The organism is Geobacillus sp. C56-T3, from assembly GCF_000092445.1.
In the GTDB taxonomy this organism is placed as follows: domain Bacteria; phylum Bacillota; class Bacilli; order Bacillales; family Anoxybacillaceae; genus Geobacillus; species Geobacillus thermoleovorans.
This window is the reverse complement of sequence record NC_014206.1, coordinates 469,441-493,318: the sequence shown is the minus strand read 5'-3', so window position 1 is coordinate 493,318 and position 23,878 is coordinate 469,441. Positions and strand designations below refer to the sequence as shown.

Sequence of the window (23,878 nt, the reverse complement as noted above, 5' to 3'; positions counted from 1 at the left end):
GCGACTTTTTCATTAAAAATCACCGGCCTTTTAGAAACTATATTTTTGGATCTTCATCACAAAATGTGCTTAACAAAAAAGATGATCTCACATTTCGCACCCTAACAAGGTCAAAACAAAGGATTTTTTATTTAGTTTTTCAGAATAACTTTTTGACCAACACAACGAGCGATGGTAATCCTTTTTTTACCATCGCTAGTCGTTCCGTATCATGTTAGACGTAGATGCTCTCATCCATGCCCAATCCCTGCAGAATCCTTCGCTGATCCGGGTTGAGGGAGCGATCCAGTGCGCGTTGGATGCGCCCGTCTGGCAGCTCCAGCAGGATGACGTTCACATATTGAAACAGCTGAAAAATCACCTGTCCCGTTGGCCGGGTCAGCTTGCGGCCTCCAGCCCCTTTTAACGGGCGTTCTGGTGTGATGAACTGACGCACCCGGCGCTGAAAAACGCGGTAAATCGCCAAGGCCAAGAGAAATAGATAGCCCAATACGGCGACCCGTTCTGGTTTTTTGACATAAATCTCATCCGTAAAAAACGGATCTTTCAAAAACGCGAAGTTCATTTCCACCGAGATTTGCCCTTTATACAGCTTCAAGATCTCTTGGGCATCCATTTGTTGGCCCTTCCATTCCTTCGGAACGGTCGTGACGAGGACAAACCGGGACGCTTTCCGTCTTGCCTGTTCCCATGCCGGTTGGTCGAATTCGACGTTTAGGCGAAGGGTGTACAGCGTCTCCATCTCGGGTTCCGCCCCTTTTTTCGGCCGTCCTCGCCGTTTTTTCGGACGCACGATCTCTTCGACCGCGGCCTCCACTCGATGAAACCGAGGGCGAAGGGACGCCTTGAGGGACGTCAAGGCTTGTTCGGCGTCTTCGCGGCAGGAGAAGGGGTGGCGCTCCCAACGGACTTGTTCCTCGCGAAGAAGCTCCGCTTCTTTGACTCGCTCTTTTTCGAGGGTTTTTCCTTTGCGCTGGTCGAGCGCGCTCGATTCGACGACGATCAGCCGAACCGGGTGGCCTTCATAGGTCGCGGCCGTTTCCCATACCCGGTACGTGGCGCCGTTTCTCTCCGCTAGGGTAAAGGGTTCGCTCCACGGGATGTGAGGCGAATCGGCCTCCGCGAGCGCCTGTTTCACGATTCGAAGCGACGAAGGGCCTCTGGTGATCAAAAAGGCACGGGCGGCTTTTGTCTGCGCCAAGGTGTCTTTCGTCATCGCGGCGGAATCGGCCACGTAAATCCATTCGTCGTCGATCTTGGCTTGTTTGAACTGTTCGTGGATCCGCGACAGCACCTCAGGATTCCACGCCTTATCCGATAGATTGCCGTCATGCACATCGCCGTAAAACGGGATGCCATCCTCGTTGCCGACCAGCCCGAAGCCGATCTGTTTTTGCCAACGGTGATGGCGGTTATAGCCATGTGTGATCTGCAAAGCCTCTAATGAGGCCGACTCATACGCTCCGTAAACCGTCTTGTCCGTCGTATCAGCGTGAAAGGCTCGGAGGGAAAGGCCTTCTTTGCGATAAATGTGAATCAAGCAAGTGCTGATGACCTTGTGAATATCGGCCTCATACAAGCGGTCGAGATGACGGGCCAAGGCATCGTCGTTCAACCAGGAAGGCTGGAGACCGGGACGGATGAGTTTCTCCAGATCGATCTCCTGAGCCCATCGTTCTAAGTGAACCAGGGCTTGCCGGCCGTCAAATAGATTGTAAAGGATGGCTTGAACGGCATCGCTGACTCGCGTTTGGCATTGTGGATCGACGGGCACAAGATGGTCAATCAAGTGGGGGATGTCGAGTTTTTTGACTAGAACACTTATTATATTCAAATAACCATTACGATAGACCCCTTTGACTTTCACATTCATGAGAGAAAAACTCCTTTACGTTCCTTGTGTGTCAAGGATTCATTCGACATCGGAATGAAAAAATCCTCCCGATTTTCGTCGGGAGGGTGCGAAATGTGAGGCTGAAAAGCAAGATGAAGAAAAAAAGAAGCCGTGCATCGAACACGGCCTTTTTTTTCATTATATCATCCTTGTTTCACTTCCTGAAGCCATTTCGCCAACCGTTCATTTTTCTTTTTCATATGATCGAGCCATTGCGGGAGCAGTTTTTTCATGGCCTCCTGATCATTGTTCTCCATAGCCTGTCTCGTTTGTTCATGAAGCAGATGAAGCTGCTGTTTTTCTTCTTTCGTCATCCACTGTTTCTTTTTATGTAACTGTTTCCATTCTTTCTTAAACTGTTCTTTTGTGATTTTTTTATCGACTAGCTGATCGATGAGCCGGTCAAGCGCTGCTTCGCGCTCTTTTTTCATCTTTTTGCACTTTTCTTTGATGGCCTGTTTCACATTTTCATCGTTCAACTGCTGACGCAACGCGTTCCGCTCATCCAGCACTTTTTTCCATTCTTCTTCCTGCTCGGGCGTATATTTTTGGACCATCTCCATCCACTTTTGCTCGTCAAGTCCCTCATGCTTCCACATATGGCCGACCGGCAAATGCACATCGGCCCCCCCGCCTGCATGGCTTCGAGCAGACACCCATGACGGCATCGCCAGAACGAGCGAAGCAAAAAAGGCAACCCATAATTTTCTCATCATGTGCACTCCTTTTTTCATTTCGTTCACGATCCATCAACGACTAGACAGCTGGGATCAATCATTCTTTATTTTCCCTCCTTTGCGCTGCCTCCTTTCCGATCATTTACTCCTTCCTTATTTTCCCCGTTTTTTGGACATCTTTGCATAAAAAATGAGGAAACCCGCAAAACAATCGTGTTTCCTCAGGATATTAAGGAATCGTCTAGCGAAATTTCTCTTCAATGCGCCGCCCGTAGTCGCGCAATGCCTTCGAGTTTGTCTGCCCCCGTTTCTTCATCAGTTCCGCAAACCGAAGCTGCTTTTCCGTCCGCTTTTTCTCCAGCTCCCGTTTTTCCTCATCATCCTCGCAGCAACGAAGCAAGTCCTCGAGCGTCAAAAGCTCTTTGCGCAACTCCGCTTCTTCCCTCACATAGCCGGCGTTTTTCAGCAACAAATACCCGAGCCGCAGCTCCTCTGGAATGCGGGAAAGGTCTTCAATCTCAAGCGGTTTGCCGAAGCCGGGCAAGTTGTCGAACTCCCCGTTTTTCATCGCCTCGCGAATTTTCTCCTCGGCGATGCGCCAAAATCCGTCCATGTTACGTCAGCTCCTGCGCCTGCCGCCTCACGCGCTGCTCGTTTAAGAACCGGACGAGCTCGTCATACGGAAGCGGCGGGGAAAAATAATAGCCTTGCGCCTCGTCGCACCGTTTTCCTTGCAAATAAGCCGCTTCGGTCTCCGTTTCGACCCCTTCAGCCAGCACCTTTACACCTATATTATGCCCGAGTCGGATGATCGCCGGCAAGATGACATCTTTTTTTCCTTGAATATGCTGAACGAACGAACGGTCGATCTTCAGCCGATCGATCGGCAAATCCGTCAAGTAGCTGAGCGAACTGTAACCAGTGCCGAAATCATCCATGCTGATCGTCACACCAAGCCCCTTCAGTTTCGAGAGAATATCAAGCGCACGTTCTGTATCCATGGTCATCCGCTCCGTAATTTCCAGGTCTAAATGGTGCGGCGGCAGCCCGGCGTCGGCGAGCAGGCGGGCGAGTTTATCCACAAATCGGCGGCTTTCAAATTCATATGGCGATAAGTTGATGGAAACGGACAAGTCAGGAAAACGATCAAGCAGTTGCTTCGTCTGCTCACAAGCCGTGCGGATGACCCATTCATTGATCGGGATGATCATGCCGGTCTGTTCGGCAACCGGGATAAACAATGACGGCGAAACCATCCCTTTTTCCGGATGGCGCCAGCGAATCAACGCCTCCATGCCGATCACTTGCCGGTCGTGAAGCCGAATTTGCGGCTGATAGTACAATTCAAATTCCTCATTTTCAAGCGCACGCCGCAAGTCGCGTTCCATCGCCATCTTTTCATTGAGACGAATCGCCATCGGCTCCGTGAAAAAGAGAAAATCGCTCGCCGCTTTTTTTCGCGCCTCGTAGCGAGCAATATCCGCCTTGCGAATCAACGTTTTTGCATCCTCCCCATCTTTTGGGTAGACGCTGATGCCGATGTTCACGGTCACATACAATTCCATCCCATTGACGACAATCGGTTCGTCCGCCGCCTCAATGAGCTGTTTCGCCATTTCTTCAGCCTTTTGATGTGTGCTGTTTGGCACCAATGCGATGAACTCATTCCCGCTCCAGCGCCCGACGGTCATTCCTTGCTTTTCTTTCCATTCTTGCGCCAAATGGAGGAGCACTTCGTCCCCGACTGCGTAGCCATAAAAATCGTTGATCGTTTTCATCCCACTCACTTCTAAAAATATGACCGCCGCTTCATGGCGATGCTGTTTCGCCTCAACAAGGCAACGCTCCACCGCTTTATACATCGCCTCCTTGTTCGGCAGCCCAGTCAGTTCATCATGATTGGCGATATAACGCATCCGCTCTTCGTTTTGTTTTTGTTCCGTCAAATCGCGGACGGCGGCCACCGTCACTTTTTCCCCCTCATAATCGTAGCGGCGCCGGACGATTTCCGCTGGAAATGTGGTGCCGTCTTTTCGGCGCAGCTCGATTTCAAGGCGCTCCGGTTCCTCATGCGGACGATTCAGTTTCATGGATCCATCAACGACTAACTCCCCGATCGGCAAATGAATCAGCTCGCTTTCTGAATAGCCGAGCAAACGGCACACCGCTTCATTGACCTCAACGACTTTCCCATGCGCGTAGACGATCAGCCCTTCCATCGTCATTTCCGCCAGCCTCCGCAGCCGATGCTCGTTGGATGCGAGCGTTTTTTTATAGACAGCCAACGCCTTCCGTTCCATTTGTTGATGCAAAGCGAGCAAATAGGCAACCGCTGACGCCAAAAACATGGCCATCATCGTCCACATCGCCTGTTTCCGTCCTCGCTGCAAATGTTGCTCATACGTTTTGGCATCAAAATCGATGCCAACAACCGCATCCACTGTCCCGTCCGGTTGACGAATCGGCATAAACGCGCTGATGCTTCTTCCCCATTCATCCGTTGTCGGATGCTGTTCCATCGCAAACCGGCCGTGGAACGCCTCTTCGATCTCTGGAAAATGGCGGCGGTAAACCGTCCCAGGTGGAACAGCTTGTTCCTTTTCGCCGTCGATGCGGCCGTTCCGATTGTAGTCAGTCGCTGGCGCTGCAACGAAATATAGCTCACCGCGTTCATTCTTTTTTAACGTATACACGCTCAACACGCGGCCATAATGTTGCCAACGCTCCAGCACCGCCATCACCGTGTGATACGCAGGCAGATGTTCCGCCCTTTCATCGAGCCGTTCGTGCCCCATGGCGGCCAAATCGCCGGCGATCATGCCGGCGATTTGCTTTGCGGCTTCCTCATATTCACGATGTTCTTGTTTTTCAGCATAATGGATATAGATCATCCCTGCCCCTAAAAAAAGCAGGGAAACGGTGGCAAACACAACAGTCAGTCTCGGCGCCGCCAGCCATGGGATGCCCCCCCAATGACGTTTTGCCATCCAATGGCCGTATACATAGACACCGCCGACCGTCAAAAAAAGGCCAAAAATATACAAGATATATTCAAGTTGATTCGACATCATCCATCACCGTCATCGATTCTTCGACGCTTTGCTTTCATTATAAGACGACCATTCTTCGCGCTGCCTCCCTCCACCGTTCCTATTTGTTCGACAGCTTACGACATTCATCTACCGGTCATAGGACTCGGGTATGAGACACCGTTTCCACGCTTACGGCCATAAAGCCAGGTCGGCCGAAACGAAAATATCTATCTATTGGTATAAGCCTTTAGGACGAGGTGCTATATTTGTAACGGCGCTGTAACATTATTTAATCCAACTGTAAAAAACAAGTCTAGTTTCCTCTGCTATACTCTAGTTGAGAGACGTCGAATCGGAAAAGATTTTGTCGGGGGTTAGGGGAAATGAAAAAATGGTATTCTCTCCTGTTCGTATCCATGATCGTTCTATTTTCCTCCTTCTTTGTAAGCACTTCCAATTCAGATGCAGCCGCCAACAAAGCACGGCTCATCATCGAAGCGAAAAAGCTGATCGGCACCCCTTACCGATATGGCGGGACGACGCCAAAAGGATTTGACTGCTCAGGATTTGTCTACTATACCCATAAAAAAGTGGGCGTCATCCTGCCTCGCACTTCGCGAGAAATGTACAAAGAAGGTACATACGTACATAAGTCCCAATTACAGCCGGGAGATTTAGTGTTTTTCGACACTTCCAAACAGACGAAAGGCGTCTCCCACGTGGCTATTTACATCGGCAACAATCAAGTCATCCATGCCGTTTCCCGTGGCGTGAAAATCGACAGTTTAAACAGCAACTACTGGAAAACGAAATATGTCGGAGCCAAACGGCTGTAACAGCTCCGTCGGAAAAGCTCTCTGTCATATTAAGTCCGCCTAATAGACAGGGGGTTTTTATTATGCAAAAAAAAGCGGCCCTCCAAAACCGGAGAGCCCAATGCTATATTTCATAGGGGATCGGGGGAATACTTGGAAAACGTTACGCTATTATTCATTTCCTCCCTTTTCGTTTTTTATACATGAGATCAAAAAATTTTTATGCACGGCAAATGATCCGAGCTGCACGTACCGGTGCATGTCGCTCCCAATCCGTCTGAAGCCGTTGCGATCGGAACTGGGAAAGCGCTGCGAGCAATGCCGAAACGGCTCAGCGCAGCACTTTAGCCTCTGCTGGGCGCCCGCTGGACATTTGGCACGCCTCGAATCGGCATCGCCGCGCCACCTTAAAGGACTAATGCAACATCCAAACGGTTGTTTTCCCCAAACAAGTCATAATGGAAAAGGTGTCCCGCTGCTTTCGGGACACCTTCTTTTTTTGCTTCAAACAACCGACATTCGGCAAAAACGCCAGACTGCCGCGTTATGACGTTTTCCGAATTCGCTCTTCCTCCTTCGCCGCCTGTGCTCCTTCGACCGCTTCGAGCAACAGATCGACAATACTCGTCCCCCTTTGTGGCCGTTATGGAATCATCCACGACAATACCGTCGATTGCAAGTAAACGAGAACGCCAATCAAGATGATTAAGAACACGCTATGTTTGACCGTGAAGCGGAACAAGTCGGATTCTTTGCCGGTCAAACCGACGGCCGCACAGGCGACGGCGATCGATTGCGGCGAAATCATTTTCCCGACAACGCCGCCTGATGAGTTGGCCGCCAACGCCAGCACCGGATCCATGCCAATCGATGTCGCCGTCACTTTTTGCAAGTTGCCAAACAACAAGTTCGACGACGTGTCGGAACCGGTGATAAACACGCCAAGCCAGCCTAAAATCGGCGAGAAGAACGGGAACAACGGGCCTGTTTTGGCCAACGCCATCCCAAGCGTCGTGCTCATGCCCGACGAGTTGGCGATATAGGCAAAGCCGACAACCGAAGCGATCGTGATGATCGGGAATTTCAATTCGTTAAGCGTTTCCACAAACGTACGCGCCCAATCTTTCCACGAGATGCCGATGATGAACTTTGTGACGACCGCTGCCAGCAAAATCGCCGTCCCAGCCGCGCCGAGCAGCTCAAGCTTATACACTGCAGCGATTGGCTGGCCGCTTGGGTTCAAAATTTGGTTGTTGAGCCCCGGCACAGGCGGCATAAACGTCAAGTGGACGCCGATAGCGTTGACCAACTTCAACAAGCTGTTTGTCCCTTCATAATGGCCAGTGAGCGCCGCCTTCACCTGCGGGATGCCCCACAGCGAGATCAACGCCGTCAGCACGAGGAACGGCGACCAAGCGCGGAATACTTCCCCGCCGCGTTGCGTCGCGCGAGCAACTTGCCCAGCGGCCGCCACTTCCGACTCTGTTGCAAAGCGGAATGTGCTTTTCGGCTTCCAATATTTCAAAAAGACAGCCAACGCGACGATCGAAACGAGCGAGGACAAAATGTCCGGCAGCTCCGGTCCTAAAAAGTTCGAGGTGAAATATTGCGTCAGCGCAAACGAAACACCGGAAACGATAATGGCCGGCAACACTTCCACCGTCTTTTTCCATCCCGCCATAATCAAGACAAGATAGAACGGAATGAACACCGATAAAAACGGCAGCTGCCGCCCAACCATTTTTGAGATTTCCATCGCCGGCACGCCAGTCGGCCCTTCCATCGAGATGATTGGAATCCCGACCGCCCCGAACGCCACCGGCGCTGTGTTGGCGATCAAGCAAATGCCCGCGGCATACAGCGGGTTGAACCCCAACCCGGCAAGAAGCGCCGCTGAAATCGCCACCGGCGCGCCAAACCCAGCTGCTCCTTCCAAAAAGGCGCCAAACGAAAAGGCAATCAGCAACGCTTGCAGCCGGCGGTCTTCGGTGAGCGAGACAACCGAATTGCGGATAATGTCAAAGTGGCCTGTTTTCACCGTCAGCTTGTATAAAAAGACAGAGGTGATGATGATCCAGCCGATCGGCAACAATCCGTACACCGCGCCTTGCGTCACTGACATAACCGCTTTTCCAGCCGGCATTCTGTAAGCGATTACAGCCAACGCAACAGCAAGCAATAACGTCGTCAACCCAGCGATGTGCCCTTTCATCCGCTTGACAGCCAGCGCCCAAAAGAAATACAAAATCGGAATGAGTGCAACAATGGCCGATAACCAAAGCTGGTCGGCGATTGGCGTGAAGTCCTGCTTCCACATGCGGTTTTCTCCTCCCCTTTGTGCCTGACTTATCGGCGTTTGCAAATGATCGACCGCTCACCTTTGTGTTCCACTCTTCCAGTCATCAGATGACCGGATAAGAAACGCCGTCTGTCTCACATTATAAAAGTACTCAACAAAAAAGACAATAGTATTTTTTCATTTTTCTAACTTTTTCTCTTATCCCCTTCTCCTTTCCGTCCGCAAAAAAGCGCTTGTCCTTCCCCTTTATGCTGTATCATAATAGACAGTGCGGACGCATTGCTTTTGAAAACGGGAAATCCATTCTTCCGAACATTGAGGTGGAACCATTGGCATTTAAACGAATCAAAACGAAAAAAATCTATGAAGAAGTGGCCGAAGCGATTTTTGATATGATCAAAAACGGCGAGCTGAAACCCGGTGACAAACTTGATTCCGTCCAGCAGCTCGCTGAGCAATTTCAAGTTGGGCGCGCCGCCATTCGCGAGGCGCTCACTGCCTTGAAAGCAATGGGGTTGATCGAACTGCGGCAAGGCGAGGGGACGTACGTCCGTGAGTTCGATCCGACGATGATGACGTTTCCGTTATCAATGGCTGTCTTAATGAACAAAGAAGATATTTGGCATTTGCTTGAAGTGCGCAAGCTGCTTGAGGCAGGAGCCGCCTCGCTCGCCGCCTCCAAACGGACAGAGCGCGACCTTGAGGCGATGGCACAAGCGCTTCGGCAAATGAAAGAAGGCATCGGCAGCGGTGAGCTTGGGGAGAAGGCCGATTGGGCGTTTCATATGGCCATCGCCGAGGCTTCGCAAAATCCGATGCTCACAAGCATCATGAACAGTGTCTCCGGCATGATCGTTGAAACGATGCGGGAAACGCGCCGCATTTGGCTGTTTTCGAAACAAACGACGACCGAAAAGCTGCTTGCCGAACACCAAGCGATTTTCGAAGCCATTCGCGACCAAAATCCGGACGCCGCCCGGGCGCGCATGCTTGAACATTTGACCAATGTCGAAAACGTGTTGCGTCGCTACGTTCGCACTCAGCAGCCAAACTGAGTGCGTTTTTTGCGAAAAAAGAGCTACGAATCTGAAAAAATGGTTTATAATAGACATATAGTCATCAGATGACCCGCTCATCCAACCCGAAAGCAGGAGGGAGAAGAAGTGAAAGTATCGTTGTTTGTCACGTGCCTCATCGATCTCTTTTACACGAATGCCGGCAAAGCGACCGTCGAACTGCTCGAGCGGCTCGGCTGCGAGGTTGATTTCCCAGAGGCGCAAACGTGCTGCGGCCAGCCCGCGTATAACAGCGGTTATGTCAAAGAGTCAAAAGAAGCCATGAAACAGATGATGCGCGCGTTCGCCCACGCTGATTACATCGTCACCCCATCCGGCTCGTGCGCGGCGATGTTAAAGGAATATCCGCACATTTTCCACGGCGACCCGGAATGGGAAGCGGAGGCGAAACGGCTCGCAGCGAAAACGTACGAGCTGACGCAATTTCTCGTTGACGTGCTCAAAGTCGAGGATGTCGGCGCCTCTCTCCACGGGCGGGCAACATACCATACATCCTGTCATATGACAAGGCTTCTTGGCGTGAAAGACGCACCGCTCCGGCTGTTGGAACATGTCAAAGGGCTTGAGCTCGTTCCGCTGCCGAACGCCCATCAATGCTGCGGATTTGGCGGCACATTTTCCGTCAAAATGGGGCCGATTTCCGAACAAATGGTTGATGAAAAAATCGAGCATATCGAAGAAGTGGAAGCCGACTATTTAATCGGCGCCGACTGCGGCTGTTTAATGAACATCGGCGGCCGCATCGGGCGGCTTGGCAAACCGATTCGCGTCATGCATATCGCGGAAGTGCTCAATCACCAAAAGTAAGAGAGGGGGACTCGGACATGCCGATGAAAATTGAAAACGGTCCGTTTTGGAAGCGGGTCGAGGAAAACTTGCAAAATGATTTTATGCGCGGGGCGGTCGCCGGCATGCAAGACCGCGGCTATGTGCGGCGGCTTGGCGTCATCGAAGAGCTCGGCCATTGGGAGGAGTGGCGCTCGCTCGCCGAACAAATCCGAAAGCATACGCTCGAAAACTTGGACTATTATTTAATGCAGCTCAGTGAAAACGTTGCCAAACGGGGCGGCCACGTCTTTTTCGCCCAGACGGCCGAAGAAGCGAACGACTACATCCGCCGCATCGCCTTGGAAAAACAGGCGAAAAAAATCGTCAAATCAAAATCGATGGTGACCGAAGAAATCAACTTAAACCCGGTGCTCGAAGCCATCGGCTGCCAAGTGGTCGAAACGGACCTTGGCGAATACATTTTGCAAATCGATGACCATGACCCGCCGTCGCATATCGTCGGTCCGGCGCTCCATAAAAACAAAGAGCAAATTCGCGACGTCTTCCGCCGCAAGCTCGGCTATACGAAGTCGTCCGATCCGGTTGAACTCGCCCGCCATGCCCGTGAGATGCTGCGGCGCGACTATTTGACCGCTGACATCGGCATCACCGGGTGCAACTTCGCCATCGCCGAATCGGGCTCGATCACGCTCGTCACGAACGAAGGCAACGCCGATTTGGTGACCGCATTGCCGAAAACACAAATTACCGTCATGGGGATGGAGCGGATCGTTCCGACGTTTGAGGAGATGGAAGTGCTTGTGAGCATGCTGACGCGCAGCGCCGTCGGGCAAAAACTGACGAGCTACATCACCGTTCTCACCGGTCCGCGCGATGAAGGAGACGCTGACGGTCCGGAAGAATTCCATCTCGTCATCGTTGACAACGGACGCTCCTCGATTTTAGGGACGGAATTCCAGCCCATATTGCAATGCATCCGCTGCGCGGCTTGCGTCAACGTTTGTCCAGTATATCGCCATATCGGCGGCCATTCGTACGGCTCGATTTACTCCGGCCCAATCGGAGCGGTCTTGTCGCCGCTCTTAGACGGTTACGACGACTACAAGGAGCTTCCGTACGCGTCTTCCCTTTGCGCGGCCTGTACGGAGGCATGCCCGGTGAAAATCCCGCTTCACGAGCTTCTCATCAAACATCGCCAAATCATCGTCGAGCGGGAAGGAAAAGCGCCGGCCGCAGAAAAACTGGCGATGAAAGCGTTCCGCCTCGGGACAGCCTCATCGTCGCTGTACCGCTTCGGCACGAAATTCGCACCGAGCGCCTTCGCACCGTTTGTAGAGGACGGGCGCATTACGAAAGGCCCCGGCCCGCTCAAAGCGTGGACGGAAAGCCGCGAATTTCCGGCGCCAAGCAAAGAGCGGTTCCGCGACTGGTTCCGCGACCGCCAAAAAGGAGGAAACCCATCATGACGCGTGGTGCTATTCACAACCGTGACGCGTTTTTAGAAAACATCGCCCATCGCCTCGGGAGAGCTCCCCGCCTATCCGGCGTCTCCCGGCCGCAATGGGACTGTGCGCCGCAATGGACAGTGTTTGCCGGCTATAGCCAAGACGACTTGTTGGCAGTGCTTCGCGAACAATGTAAACTGATTCATACTGATTACATCGAGACGACAAACGCCGGACTTGCTGGGGTGCTCAAGCAACAAGTCACGGCTTATGGCGGAGGCCCAGTCATCGTGCCGGATGACCCGCGCTTTGCCGAGTATGGGCTGTCCACTCTGCTTCAAGACGAATGGCCGGCCGAGCAAATCGCCGTCCATACGTGGAACCCGGCGCTTGGACGCCAAAACATTGACGCCGCCGAACAGGCGAACGTCGGCATCGCTTTTAGCGACATCACACTCGCCGAGTCAGGGACGGTCGTTTTGTTTTCGCGCAATGAACAAGGGCGGGCTATTCACTTTTTGCCGAAAACGTATATCGCCATCGTGCCGAAAAGCACCGTTGTGCCTCGCATGACGCAAGCGGCGGCGATCATTCACGAGCAAATTGAAAAAGGCGTCCTCATTCCGTCATGCATCAACTTCATCACCGGCCCGAGCAACTCGGCCGACATTGAAATGAACTTGGTCGTCGGCGTCCACGGCCCGATGAAAGCGGCGTATATCGTCGTCACTGACCGCTGATCAAAACGAAACGGTGCCCATTCTCGATCATAGAGCACCGTTTTTCGTCAATATTGCCGGCTCACATCGACCGCATTGTCAAGCGGTTCGCCGGCTTTTAATGAGGCAAACGCGGTTCAATAGCTGCCGGCCATCCTGGACGACTTGTCGTTTGTCGTCGACGACAATCCCCTTTACCTGCTGGTGCAGCACTTCTTTGCCCAGCAAGGGATCCTGTTCGATGTCCGCCAAGTGATCGGCTGACCAACGAGGATCCGGTGTCCGAGGAGTTCCGTCCACTCAAAACCACATTGAGCGATTCAATCGGACGTTTCAAGGCAGCTGCTGATCGACTCACGGATTTGGGGCGGAAGAAGGCTCGGTGTCCTTTTTTGTCACACTGTTTGTGGCGTATTTCAACTTCCTGCGCCCACACAGCGCGCTCGAAGGCCGGGTGCCGGTCGTCATCCCGGAACTGGCGGATCTTCCGCCTGTGCCAACCCGGTGGACGAAACGGATCGCCATGGCACAAGCATTTCTCCAACAAGAGGCGCCCTGACTTTTTTGTTCGCTGGAGCCCGTTGAACAGAACTCCTGCCGGATTCGGCGAAGCGAACCCTTGACCAACCGAACACCGCCAAGGGGAAAATGCGGCAAGGGCAAGGGCGGCTTTCCTATGCCCTCTTTTTTGTCCCCGTCGCCCTTGACGACGCTTTCTCACCTTTGGCGGGTGTTGGTCAAGGGCGAATCCGGCTCCCAGGATGCCTCACGATGCTCCATGGGATGGCATGTGTGGAGTTTTCATCAAACTTTTGACGCTACCCTGTCTTATGCAATAAGTGGTCCATAATAAATCTTAATCACTCTTAATCTTGTATAAGTGTGAGTAAAATATTTGTGGGTGACATTCCGAAATGATCCCCGACGAGGGTTGCGAACTTTTGTTCGCGACGCTCGTCGGGGCCACCAAGCGAAGCGCGGTAGAAAAAAGCAAATGTCATGCAAAAAGGACTCTCTCCCTGCTATGATGGTGATTGTCAACATCAACCGAAAACAGGAGGGAGAGAGTCCATGAAACATCTTACCACAGAATGGCCTTTATTAAAAGAGCTGGAGGAACAATTAGTCAGAACTCTTCAAAAGGTGTTCGCTGTCTTGTTGGCGGCCCTTTTGGAGGAGATTGATCAACAACTGGCGGAAGCGCGGGACAAGCGCCGGTATCAGCTGAAAGACAAACGGCCGACTACGATCCAAACGCTGTTTGGAGAAGTGACGTTTCGACGGAACTACTACTATGACCGGCAAACGGGGAACTATACCTTCTTGCTGGATGCCGAATTAGGCTTTGATGGGGCCCGATCGATCAGTCCTTGCCTCGAGGAAACGGCGGTCGAGTTGGCCGTAGAGTGCTCTTCCTACCGCAAAGCGGCTCGCACACTCGAGTCGATCGTAGGGTATGCGGTCATGAGCCACGAGGCGATTCGCCAACTGGTGCTGGAGGCCCCTGTCTCGCTGCACCACCCTGTTTCCAAACGGCACGGCCGAGTGCTGTTTGTGGAGGCGGATGGGCTGTTCATTTCCCGCCAGGGGAAAGGGAAACGGGCGAAAGAAGAGAAAATCCTGGCGATTCACGAGGGATGGAAACGAAACGGTTCGCAGCTTGAGCTGGTAAACCGGCGCCACTACCTCCATGAAGGGGCGGGAGACGTGTGGGAACGGTTTGAAGAGTGGCTGATGAACGAATATGCCTATGATCCGTGCCGGGACCTTTTGATCATCAACGGCGACGCGGCGTCGTGGATCACGGCCTGCCGGGAGTATTTTGGGAAGCGGGCGTGCTTTCAGCTGGATCGATTTCATGTGGCGCGGGAGCTGCGTCAGTGTCTGTCCGGCCATCCGCGTTGGCGGGAGGTGCGGAAGAAGCTGGCGAAACAAGACGAAGAGGGGCTTCTGGTGGAGCTGAACAGCGCGGTCGGCACGTTGGAGGACGAAGCGAAAGAGAAGCAGATGGCTGCCATGATCCGCCGGATCGAGTCGATGCCGGGATGCATCCGGGACTATCGGGAGTGGCTGTCGGAGCAAGGGGTGGAGACGACCGGCATGCGTCCGATGGGCCACGCCGAGAGCGTGATGAGCCGGTTTGCGCATCGGGTGAAATCCCGCCGCAGCTGGAAAGACCAAGGGCTTCGGGCGTTTCTGAGGGCGATGGCGGCCCGAATCGACGGGATCGGGTGGAGAAAGGGACGGTGGGAGGAGCAAGAGCCCCAGTCGGCCGTCTCGGCCTCAACAAAGTCCAAGCGGATCGAACAGGCCAAACGGAAGGCCGGACGGTTATGGGCAGATGTGGTGCGTCAGAATCTACCGTGTCTGCAGCGGTCATCCGGGACGCCGATCCATCAAGCGTTGTCGGCGCTCCGGGATGGTGGTTGGGTGTAAAAAAATGGAATATCGTATCATCGCCTCAAGATGAGGGATGAGAGTCCGAAAGCGCTTACGATATTAATTCCTGAAAATGGTTCGCTAACTAGTGATTGACAACGCCCGTAGTGAACCGAAAAAATGTTCTCCACAAAGTCTTGACTGACTCCTTGTATAATAACTGCTTGACTCAAATGCATCAATTAAACTATAATCGAGTCTTGCACTTGAATGTCCACAATAAAGAATGTCATAAGTTCCTCGCTCTGATCTCCATACCCTCTTAGTTGCATATACGGTGTGAGAATATCGAAGTTTTGTGATATTATAGAACTGTATTACATCACCAACTGTTGCATTATTAGCCGCATTGCCAGCCTCATCTCCTGAACTATACTCATAACTGTTGAAACCTTTTTTGTCAACAACCCGAGTTCGACAGTCACTAGGCAAACAAAATGCCTCTCGCCCCTTGAGGCAAAAGGGACGAGAGACATTTGGGCACACTTTGGGCGTGTATCTAGGCGCGAGGATGGATGCCTAGGATCTTCGGAGGAGGCTCCAGCCCTAGAGCCGCAAAGAATTGAGCCTGTTTGGCCGTCAGTTCGGTTCGTTGATAAAGGTCGCCGTTTTTGGAAGAAAAATGTCCAAGCATAAGACGCTCACATTCATCCCTTACTTTCGGCCACGATTCATGGGTTCGGATCTCCACGATCCGAACTAACAAGAGAGCAAGCCAACTGAGTAGCACATGCGCCCGAATGCGGTCTTCCAAGCGATGATACATAGGTCGCAATTCCAATGTAGACTTCAATGTTCGGAAGGCCTGCTCAATATCCACCAGCTGCTTATACCCGATGGCGACATCTTCGGCAGACAAGGTGTCATCGGATGTCCGGATGAGATATTTGCCGTCGTACTTTTCCGCGTCACGAACCGCTTGCTTGTCGATGCGAAGGGTTCCGTCCTTCAACTGGCGCAAGTATTTTCCGTAGGACGGATGGGAACGCAACCGGCAGGTCGCCTTATGATGAGCTTCGTTTGGGAGTTGGCGAAGCCCTTCTAACTCCTCTTTCAGCGATTCGAGCAGCGTTTCCCGCTCCTTGCGTTGGCGTTCGGCTTCGCTGGGATTGTACACGAGAACATAGCGCTGACGCGCTTCTCCGTCGCCCACGATGATTTCTTTGATGTGCAAATTCTCGTCCACTTCATGATAACGTCCGCGACGGCTTAAGGCCTCTTCGACGGCGGCTTTGCCGGATCGCATTTTTTCGCCGACAATGTAGTGTCCCCCGGCCTGTTGCAAGATTCGCAAATTCTCTTCAGAGGAAAAGCCGCGGTCCATGACGCTGATCACACGTCCAAGCTTCCAGCCAATCAAGTCTTGTTTCACCTGTTTGATGACCGTCATGTCCATGGTATTGCCAGGCCATACCCAAGCGCGAATCGGGATTCCTTCCCGGGTGACAGCCAGCCCAATGACGATTTGAACCAAGTCTGGGCGTTTGTCTTTCGAGAATCCTTGTTTTCGAAGCGATTCTCCTTCCGGTGTTTCAGAGGGATCCACTTCGAAGTACGACGAAGTCGTATCGAAGTAAATCAAGTCGACTTCCAAATTCAATAAATCGGCCACGGCATGGAACACTTGACGTTCCAATTCCGGCTGCACGGCCAGCAGTTCATCCATCGCCCGGTACAACTGGTGGCTGGCGGCTTGAGGAAGGTGAGGGATATACACGTCTTTCTCCACCCACTCCTCCATCGCCAACTTGCTTGACGGATGAAGGGCGCGATTGGCCACCATGGCAAAAATCAGCCGTTCCAGCGAAATCTGGTGATGTCGGGAGGTAACAAGGAGTGGAGAATCTCTCCCAACCCCAGTTGTCTCCAGAGCTGATCCAAGAGCCAAACGCCGCCGAGGTGTTTGCATGACTGGAATTGAAAGTCATCGGAAGCTTCTCCTGTCAACGTTTCGACTTCCCAAGCCTGCTCAGGAGAAAGGAATCGCGAAATGCTTTTGGCCAGACGTTCCAGGACGGCGCGATCCACCTCGTCTTCGCGCCCGAACGAATAAATCACCTTCGCTTTCGCATATTTGGCCTTTGGATCCCATTCATTGTGAGCAAGCTGGAGATAAGCAACGGTTGTTCCATCCTTGTTTTTGCGTGTGACTCGTCGTATGTACATGCCTATATTATAACGTATAAACTTTATTTTTAAAAGAAAAAATTAATAAATCGTGTGCCTATGAAATTCGGCGTTTTTTCCTAGGATCCGCATTACGAAACCCTTGATATAACAGCATTTTGGTCATTTCCATTTGCCTAAAATGACCTCAAAACTGTCGAACTCGGGTGTAAGTTTCAACAGGATTTCTAACATTCCTTCTTCCTTTCACAATGATGCCATAGAAAAGAGGCGTCCCATTGTGTTTTGGAGACATCTTTTTCCTTCAATATTGCCGGCTCACATCGACCGCATTGGCAAGCGGCTTCCCGGCTTCGATGCGGCAAAAATGGTTGTTCGCAACGGTTTGACGTCTTGATCAATTCGGGTGGAACGGACTGACAGACACTTTCGCGTGATTTTTCACATCCGTAACGACCAGCAAAATCTGCCTTCCCTTCTTCTCATACACGAAAGCTGACCCCCACCTGTCAACTTGAGTCCATTGGCGTTTCTCCAATTCGTCAAGATAATAGTCAGCCACTTCCTCCGCCGAAGAAGACGCAACAACAAACTCCACCCGTTCATCCACCGAACGAATGTCACTCGCTTGTGGATGCAGCGGGATGTCTTGATACCCTGGCACAGTCTGTTGCTGCTGACATCCTGAAAAAAAAGCAATTACAAGGATTAAAACCAACGGGATGCCTATGCGCACTTCATCCTCCTCCGCTCCCACAGCTTAAGCAGAATCTTAGCTTTGAAATGCGTCCATAGCAGACTGGATTGTTGCTTTATTATCTATCATCGCACTCCTTAGTTAGTTCACCCAATAGTAATCCGTCACATGGAGGAACCTTGTCGTCTTGGCTCCCAAATCCCAATGACGGTGATACGTATCATTGGTATGATAGTTGACATACGGCTGACCGTTCTTGATCTCAACGACAATGGCGCTGTGATCCAAGATGCCGTCACCGTCAAAATCATAATATATGCTGTCACCCAATTGCAGATCAGTTGCCTTCGCAACGTACGTGCTACGGTGCTCATCCGTCTCGTTATTGCGGGAAAGATGATACGCTTGATCGTGAGCCACAGACCAGCTGTAAGTCCATGCATCATCCCCGGTTCCCGAAGTCCCTTTGGTATTGTACCACCAAACATACGGTTCCGCCCAAGCTTGCCGAGCAGAGCCCCCTTCATAGAAAGACTGCGAGACAAAATTAGCACAATCGTTCGAAAAGGATCGGTACTTTGGGTTACGTCCATTCCACCAACGATTGGCGTAGTTGACAGCTCCTTGCCGGGAGTAATAGGTGTAAAAACCTTGAGTTACAACATCGCCGCCAGTGATTGATGCAGGCAAAGTCTCTGATCGTGATGCCCTAATCGTCGCCCCGTTCTCCTGTCCCCTTTTCGAATACGTATCTTGACCGCTCATCTTAACAATCAGCCAATGACCATCACGTTTGGTCAGGGCAGCGAAATAGGGGATGTTCGCTTCCTTGGTGATCACGACTTCATTCGATCCCGGAAACATAGACTCATACTCAACTGAAACCAAGACCTGAACCTTGGCTGTTTTGCCGCTGATCTCAACATTTTCGAAAACAGGGTGAACCTTTACACTGGTATATTGAAACCCAGCACGAGCAGCCGGTTCCAAGTAATGTCTTCTCACATAAGCACGCTCCCGGCTTTCCTCTTGTTCCGAAGTGTCCGGATCATAAAACGATTTCATGTTCACCTGTGGATCAATCATTAGACGCCATCGTGCCTCTAAAGCTCGGACAATTGTCTGCTGCACAGCAACAAGATCACGGTCACTTGAAGGGCTTGCTACTAAGCTGAAAGCTGTAGCCGTGCTCCCCCCCCCTGAAATAAACAGGCTCGTTAGTCCTGCCACGAACACAATCAACGAAATGACCAATCGCTTCCAGTGTAATGGGCGAAACATAACATTCTCTCTCCTCTGCTATCCCCATTTTCCATCAACCATATCAACACCAATTCAGTTAAGAAACACACCGCAGAGCCATCCTAATCTCGTGGATCACCTCCTCTTTTTAATGACAGCTATATAGTAGCTAGATCAATGACAATGAGTTAAACCTGCTGGATGCCTAGTTAAGAAAGTTGGGTTCCGTGGTCATTGCGGAGTCGCAAAGGGATGTGGAAACAAGTTGCGTTTTCAGCAGATCATCACAATTGATTATGATATGAGAAAGTTGAACTCAAATGGCAATAAAACTCGTGAACTACCGTTCGAACCTTAGAAAGACGGATTGAAAGAAGAAGCGAAACACTCCTGCTTGCAAGGACGGCCACTGCCAACGCCAGCCACTCGCCCTTGCTTTTCGCCTTCCTTACTTTCCAATCCATGGATTATTTAACTATTGTTATCATAACAAAACTGAATTTACCAAATCAACTGTATTTTCCGCAATGAGTCAGTCAAGACTTTGTGGAGAACATTTTTTCGGTTCACTACGGGCGTTGTCAATCACTAGTTAGCGAACCATTTTCAGGAATTAATATCGTAAGCGCTTTCGGACTCTCATCCCTCATCTTGAGGCGATGATACGATATTCCATTTTTTTACACCCAACCACCATCCCGGAGCGCCGACAACGCTTGATGGATCGGCGTCCCGGATGACCGCTGCAGACACGGTAGATTCTGACGCACCACATCTGCCCATAACCGTCCGGCCTTCCGTTTGGCCTGTTCGATCCGCTTGGACTTTGTTGAGGCCGAGACGGCCGACTGGGGCTCTTGCTCCTCCCACCGTCCCTTTCTCCACCCGATCCCGTCGATTCGGGCCGCCATCGCCCTCAGAAACGCCCGAAGCCCTTGGTCTTTCCAGCTGCGGCGGGATTTCACCCGATGCGCAAACCGGCTCATCACGCTCTCGGCGTGGCCCATCGGACGCATGCCGGTCGTCTCCACCCCTTGCTCCGACAGCCACTCCCGATAGTCCCGGATGCATCCCGGCATCGACTCGATCCGGCGGATCATGGCAGCCATCTGCTTCTCTTTCGCTTCGTCCTCCAACGTGCCGACCGCGCTGTTCAGCTCCACCAGAAGCCCCTCTTCGTCTTGTTTCGCCAGCTTCTTCCGCACCTCCCGCCAACGCGGATGGCCGGACAGACACTGACGCAGCTCCCGCGCCACATGAAATCGATCCGGCTGAAAGCACGCCCGCTTCCCAAAATACTCCCGGCAGGCCGTGATCCACGACGCCGCGTCGCCGTTGATGATCAAAAGGTCCCGGCACGGATCATAGGCATATTCGTTCATCAGCCACTCTTCAAACCGTTCCCACACGTCTCCCGCCCCTTCATGGAGGTAGTGGCGCCGGTTTACCAGCTCAAGCTGCGAACCGTTTCGTTTCCATCCCTCGTGAATCGCCAGGATTTTCTCTTCTTTCGCCCGTTTCCCTTTCCCCTGGCGGGAAATGAACAGCCCATCCGCCTCCACAAACAGCACTCGGCCGTGCCGTTTGGAAACAGGGTGGTGCAGCGAGACAGGGGCCTCCAGCACCAGTTGGCGAATCGCCTCGTGGCTCATGACCGCATACCCTACGATCGACTCGAGTGTGCGAGCCGCTTTGCGGTAGGAAGAGCACTCTACGGCCAACTCGACCGCCGTTTCCTCGAGGCAAGGACTGATCGATCGGGCCCCATCAAAGCCTAATTCGGCATCCAGCAAGAAGGTATAGTTCCCCGTTTGCCGGTCATAGTAGTAGTTCCGTCGAAACGTCACTTCTCCAAACAGCGTTTGGATCGTAGTCGGCCGTTTGTCTTTCAGCTGATACCGGCGCTTGTCCCGCGCTTCCGCCAGTTGTTGATCAATCTCCTCCAAAAGGGCCGCCAACAAGACAGCGAACACCTTTTGAAGAGTTCTGACTAATTGTTCCTCCAGCTCTTTTAATAAAGGCCATTCTGTGGTAAGATGTTTCATGGACTCTCTCCCTCCTGTTTTCGGTTGATGTTGACAATCACCATCATAGCAGGGAGAGAGTCCTTTTTGCATGACATTTGCTTTTTTCTACCGCGCTTCGCTTGGTGGCCCCGACGAGCGTCGCGAACAAAAGTTCGCAACCCTCGTCGGGGATCATTTCGGAATGTCACCCACAAATATTTTACTCACACTTCCGCAATGGGACAGATTTTTTTCAATGTTCCCCTTTTTGCCAACACCGGCGACTCGATTCGCTTGTTTTATGAGACAAAGGCCAACAACATCACAGCCGAATATACGTGGAACGCACCGGGCCGCCCGCTCCCCCTGATCAGCGAAAGATTGTGGAAGGTTTGGGCATGGACGAAAGCATTGATGTCACAAGGAGGGAAGAGCGATGGCCAAAAAAGAGCTGTCATCGCTCGTTGTGCTGGTCAAAAAGTTACTAAAAAAGCCTTTGTGACGCGGTTAAGACGCGAAATGCCGGTTCAATACCGCCGGCTGACATCGACCGCATTGTCAAGCGGTTCGCCGGCTTCGATGCGGCGGAGCGTGTCCAAGATGCTTTGGGCGGCGTCCTCTGGCGATGTGAGCGCCGCGATATGCGGGGTGATGATGACATTCGGATGAACCCAAAGCGGCAAGTGCGGCGGCAGCGGCTCTTCTTCAAACACATCAAGCACGGCGAGGCGCACATTTCGGTTTTCCAACGCGCCGACAAGCGCCGTCTCATCAACCGTCGCCCCACGCCCAACATTGATAAAGCCCGCGTTGTGCAAACAGGCAAAAAACGTCTCGTCAAAGAGATGATGCGTTTCCTCTGTCAGCGGAAGCGCAGCGATCACCCAATCAGCACAAGCAAGCGCTTCCCCCGCCTCTTCATGGCGGCAAACAGCCGAAAACGGCGGCGTTTCTCGGCCGCTTCGCGATACGCCGATCGGCGAAACGCCGAACAGACGAAGCGTTTCCGCGATGCGCCGGCCGATCTCACCCGTCCCGTAAATGACAACCCGCTGTTCACCAAGCCGTTTCGGAGCGAGCGGCTTCCACTGCCGCTGTTCTTGATACCATGCATAAACGTCATGACATTGGGCGTCGCGCAATAAGTAGCTGAGGCAATATTCGGCGATCTGCTCGCCAAATGACCCGATCGTCCGCGTCAGCAACACGTTCTTCTTCCATTCCCGCTTCCACAAAAACGCGTCAACGCCCGCGCCGAGCGAATGCACCCAGCGCAAATTGGCGAGCGAAAACGGCCCGGCCGGACGAAAGCCGACGTACGCATCCGCCCAGGCGAAATCATTGGCCGTCAATTCTTCTTCCGCCACAAAGCGAAACGCTTTATCGGGCCGCTTGTCCGGAAGAAGGGCGGCAAGCTCGGCATAAAGCCTTCCCGTCACGAGAATGCGTTGGATGTTCATGGCATCACACCACCCCCAACCGCTCAAATCAGCGTCCCTTCTTCACGCTCGGCCTTTTTATTCGTGATATAGCCGGCAGACACGACCAAAATCGTCACGCCGGCGGCAACCGCGTAGACGAACGGGCCATAAGAAAGGTGAAACCAATGCAGCACCCCTTCATCCCCCGCCATCATCTTTCCGGCCGTCCACGCCAAAATGCCCGAACCAACGTACGCAATCCAACGATGTTTTTCCATGATGTGGACGATCGCTTTCGATCCGAAAACCATGATCGGAATGCTGATCGCTACCCCGAGCGCCAGCATGCCAAGATGCCCTTCCGCCGCTCCGGCGACGGCGACGACATTGTCCAAGCTCATGACTGCATCGGCGATCATAATCGTCATAATCGCCTTCAACAACCGGTCTGCCGATCTTACGTTTGCTTCCTCTTCCCGCTCAACGAGCACTTTATAGGCGATCCATACGAGCAACAAGCCACCGGCAAAGTGGACGAACGGGATGTTGAGCAAAAAGACGATGACAACCGCAAACAAAATGCGCAGCAGCACCGCCCCCGCCGTTCCAAAAAAAATCGCCTTGTTCCGCTGGTCGTTCGGCAACCGCCGCGTCGCCATCGCAATGACGACCGCATTATCCCCCGACAAAATGATGTCAATCGCAATAATCTTCCATAACGCCAACAGCGCCGCGGCAGAAATTGTCAATGATATACCCACCCTTTCCCCTTTGTCTCTCTTCTTCATCATACTGCAAATTCGACTGGGGGACAACAATGGAATAGACTGTCAATGCTCTCGTCCTAACCAATATGGGGAAGGCTCACTGCATCGTCCGAACTCCGTAGAAAAAGTTAAGGAAGCAAACCATCTTCACTGATGACTGCTTCCCTATCTCTATATACATGCTCATTGAAAAATGAACATTTGCCTTCTCCTTCAACTAACTTCCTCCCCCATGGCTCAGCTTGTAGATTGAGCCCACAGGATCTTTGAAGGAAGTGATGCAGCGCTTAGGGTGTGCAGGATAACGGAGAGGTTAACTCTTCATGTTGCATGTATACAGCGAAACGATCAAGGTCTATATAACTACCATTTTTTCAAACACCTATCCTTGAACGCTCTCACGCCTCTACGCCCACTATGCTCTGTCCTTCTT

16 protein-coding genes and 3 pseudogenes are annotated in these 23,878 nt (G+C 52.2%); 8 read left to right on the top strand and 11 right to left on the bottom strand.

All coding sequences use genetic code 11. The annotated features are described in order from the left end of the window. Nucleotides 1-214: 214 nt before the first annotated feature. From GC56T3_RS02535 to GC56T3_RS02520, 4 genes are all read right to left on the bottom strand, one after another. Nucleotides 215-1,873: an IS1634 family transposase gene (locus GC56T3_RS02535; protein ID WP_041468191.1), complete on the bottom strand. Its 1,659-nt coding sequence runs from the start codon at nt 1,871-1,873 to the stop codon at nt 215-217. A 164-nt stretch (nt 1,874-2,037) separates the two neighbouring features. Then, entirely contained in the window at nt 2,038-2,607 is a 570-nt protein-coding gene (locus GC56T3_RS02530) for a hypothetical protein (protein WP_013144261.1), read from the bottom strand. 205 nt (nt 2,608-2,812) lie between these two features. Further along, on the bottom strand, nt 2,813-3,184 hold the full coding sequence (locus GC56T3_RS02525; RefSeq protein WP_013144260.1) for a DnaJ family domain-containing protein: 372 nt from the start codon (nt 3,182-3,184) through the stop codon (nt 2,813-2,815). 1 nt (nt 3,185) lies between these two features. Beyond that, the gene (locus GC56T3_RS02520; protein ID WP_013144259.1) at nt 3,186-5,642 is read right to left on the bottom strand and encodes a bifunctional diguanylate cyclase/phosphodiesterase; all 2,457 of its coding nucleotides are present in this window, start codon (nt 5,640-5,642) and stop codon (nt 3,186-3,188) included. Between the two features lie 344 nt (nt 5,643-5,986). Between GC56T3_RS02520 and GC56T3_RS02515 the strand changes: the two genes are divergently transcribed. Together GC56T3_RS02515 and GC56T3_RS19855 are read left to right on the top strand one after the other, a co-directional pair. Further along, nucleotides 5,987-6,439 (top strand): C40 family peptidase, encoded by a 453-nt coding sequence (locus GC56T3_RS02515; protein ID WP_013144258.1) that lies wholly within the window; start codon nt 5,987-5,989, stop codon nt 6,437-6,439. Nucleotides 6,440-6,655: 216 nt separating this feature from the next. Then, nucleotides 6,656-6,766 (top strand): annotated as a pseudogene (locus tag GC56T3_RS19855) (rod shape-determining protein); the annotation flags it as partial. Nucleotides 6,767-7,061: 295 nt separating this feature from the next. Here the strand turns inward: GC56T3_RS19855 and GC56T3_RS02510 are convergent. Next, on the bottom strand, nt 7,062-8,735 hold the full coding sequence (locus tag GC56T3_RS02510) for an L-lactate permease (protein ID WP_013144257.1): 1,674 nt from the start codon (nt 8,733-8,735) through the stop codon (nt 7,062-7,064). A 311-nt stretch (nt 8,736-9,046) separates the two neighbouring features. Between GC56T3_RS02510 and GC56T3_RS02505 the strand changes: the two genes are divergently transcribed. From GC56T3_RS02505 to GC56T3_RS02480, 6 genes and pseudogenes are all read left to right on the top strand, one after another. Next, complete coding sequence (locus GC56T3_RS02505) at nt 9,047-9,772, top strand: FadR/GntR family transcriptional regulator (protein ID WP_013144256.1); 726 nt, start codon at nt 9,047-9,049, stop codon at nt 9,770-9,772. 108 nt (nt 9,773-9,880) lie between these two features. After that, complete coding sequence (locus GC56T3_RS02500) at nt 9,881-10,600, top strand: (Fe-S)-binding protein (protein WP_013144255.1); 720 nt, start codon at nt 9,881-9,883, stop codon at nt 10,598-10,600. Between the two features lie 17 nt (nt 10,601-10,617). Beyond that, the gene (locus tag GC56T3_RS02495; protein ID WP_013144254.1) at nt 10,618-12,048 is read left to right on the top strand and encodes a LutB/LldF family L-lactate oxidation iron-sulfur protein; all 1,431 of its coding nucleotides are present in this window, start codon (nt 10,618-10,620) and stop codon (nt 12,046-12,048) included. Beyond that, entirely contained in the window at nt 12,045-12,767 is a 723-nt protein-coding gene (locus tag GC56T3_RS02490) for a lactate utilization protein C (RefSeq protein WP_013144253.1), read from the top strand. The genes GC56T3_RS02495 and GC56T3_RS02490 overlap by 4 nt, the downstream gene beginning before the upstream one ends. Before the next feature lie 123 nt (nt 12,768-12,890). Beyond that, nucleotides 12,891-13,305, top strand: a pseudogene (locus GC56T3_RS19150) (transposase); the annotation flags it as partial. Nucleotides 13,306-13,817: 512 nt separating this feature from the next. Next, a complete protein-coding gene (locus GC56T3_RS02480) occupies nt 13,818-15,182 on the top strand; it encodes an ISLre2 family transposase (RefSeq protein ID WP_013145704.1) in 1,365 nt (454 codons plus the stop codon). A gap of 502 nt (nt 15,183-15,684) precedes the next feature. On the opposite strand, the pseudogene GC56T3_RS02475 reads toward GC56T3_RS02480, so the two are convergent. The 6 genes and pseudogenes from GC56T3_RS02475 to GC56T3_RS02450 form a co-directional block, all read right to left on the bottom strand. Continuing rightward, a pseudogene (locus tag GC56T3_RS02475) lies at nt 15,685-17,351 on the bottom strand (IS1634 family transposase). A 358-nt stretch (nt 17,352-17,709) separates the two neighbouring features. Beyond that, complete coding sequence (locus GC56T3_RS02470) at nt 17,710-18,048, bottom strand: hypothetical protein (protein WP_013144252.1); 339 nt, start codon at nt 18,046-18,048, stop codon at nt 17,710-17,712. Nucleotides 18,049-18,150: 102 nt separating this feature from the next. Further along, nucleotides 18,151-19,290 (bottom strand): amidase domain-containing protein, encoded by a 1,140-nt coding sequence (locus GC56T3_RS02465; protein WP_013144251.1) that lies wholly within the window; start codon nt 19,288-19,290, stop codon nt 18,151-18,153. A gap of 641 nt (nt 19,291-19,931) precedes the next feature. Then, nucleotides 19,932-21,296 carry an ISLre2 family transposase gene (locus GC56T3_RS02460; protein ID WP_041468188.1) on the bottom strand — a complete coding sequence of 455 codons (1,365 nt, stop codon included), beginning with the start codon at nt 21,294-21,296 and terminating at the stop codon, nt 19,932-19,934. 488 nt (nt 21,297-21,784) lie between these two features. Next, entirely contained in the window at nt 21,785-22,717 is a 933-nt protein-coding gene (locus GC56T3_RS02455) for a D-2-hydroxyacid dehydrogenase (protein ID WP_041468187.1), read from the bottom strand. Between the two features lie 23 nt (nt 22,718-22,740). Continuing rightward, nucleotides 22,741-23,469 (bottom strand): TerC family protein, encoded by a 729-nt coding sequence (locus GC56T3_RS02450; RefSeq protein WP_193568249.1) that lies wholly within the window; start codon nt 23,467-23,469, stop codon nt 22,741-22,743. Nucleotides 23,470-23,878 lie beyond the last annotated feature (409 nt).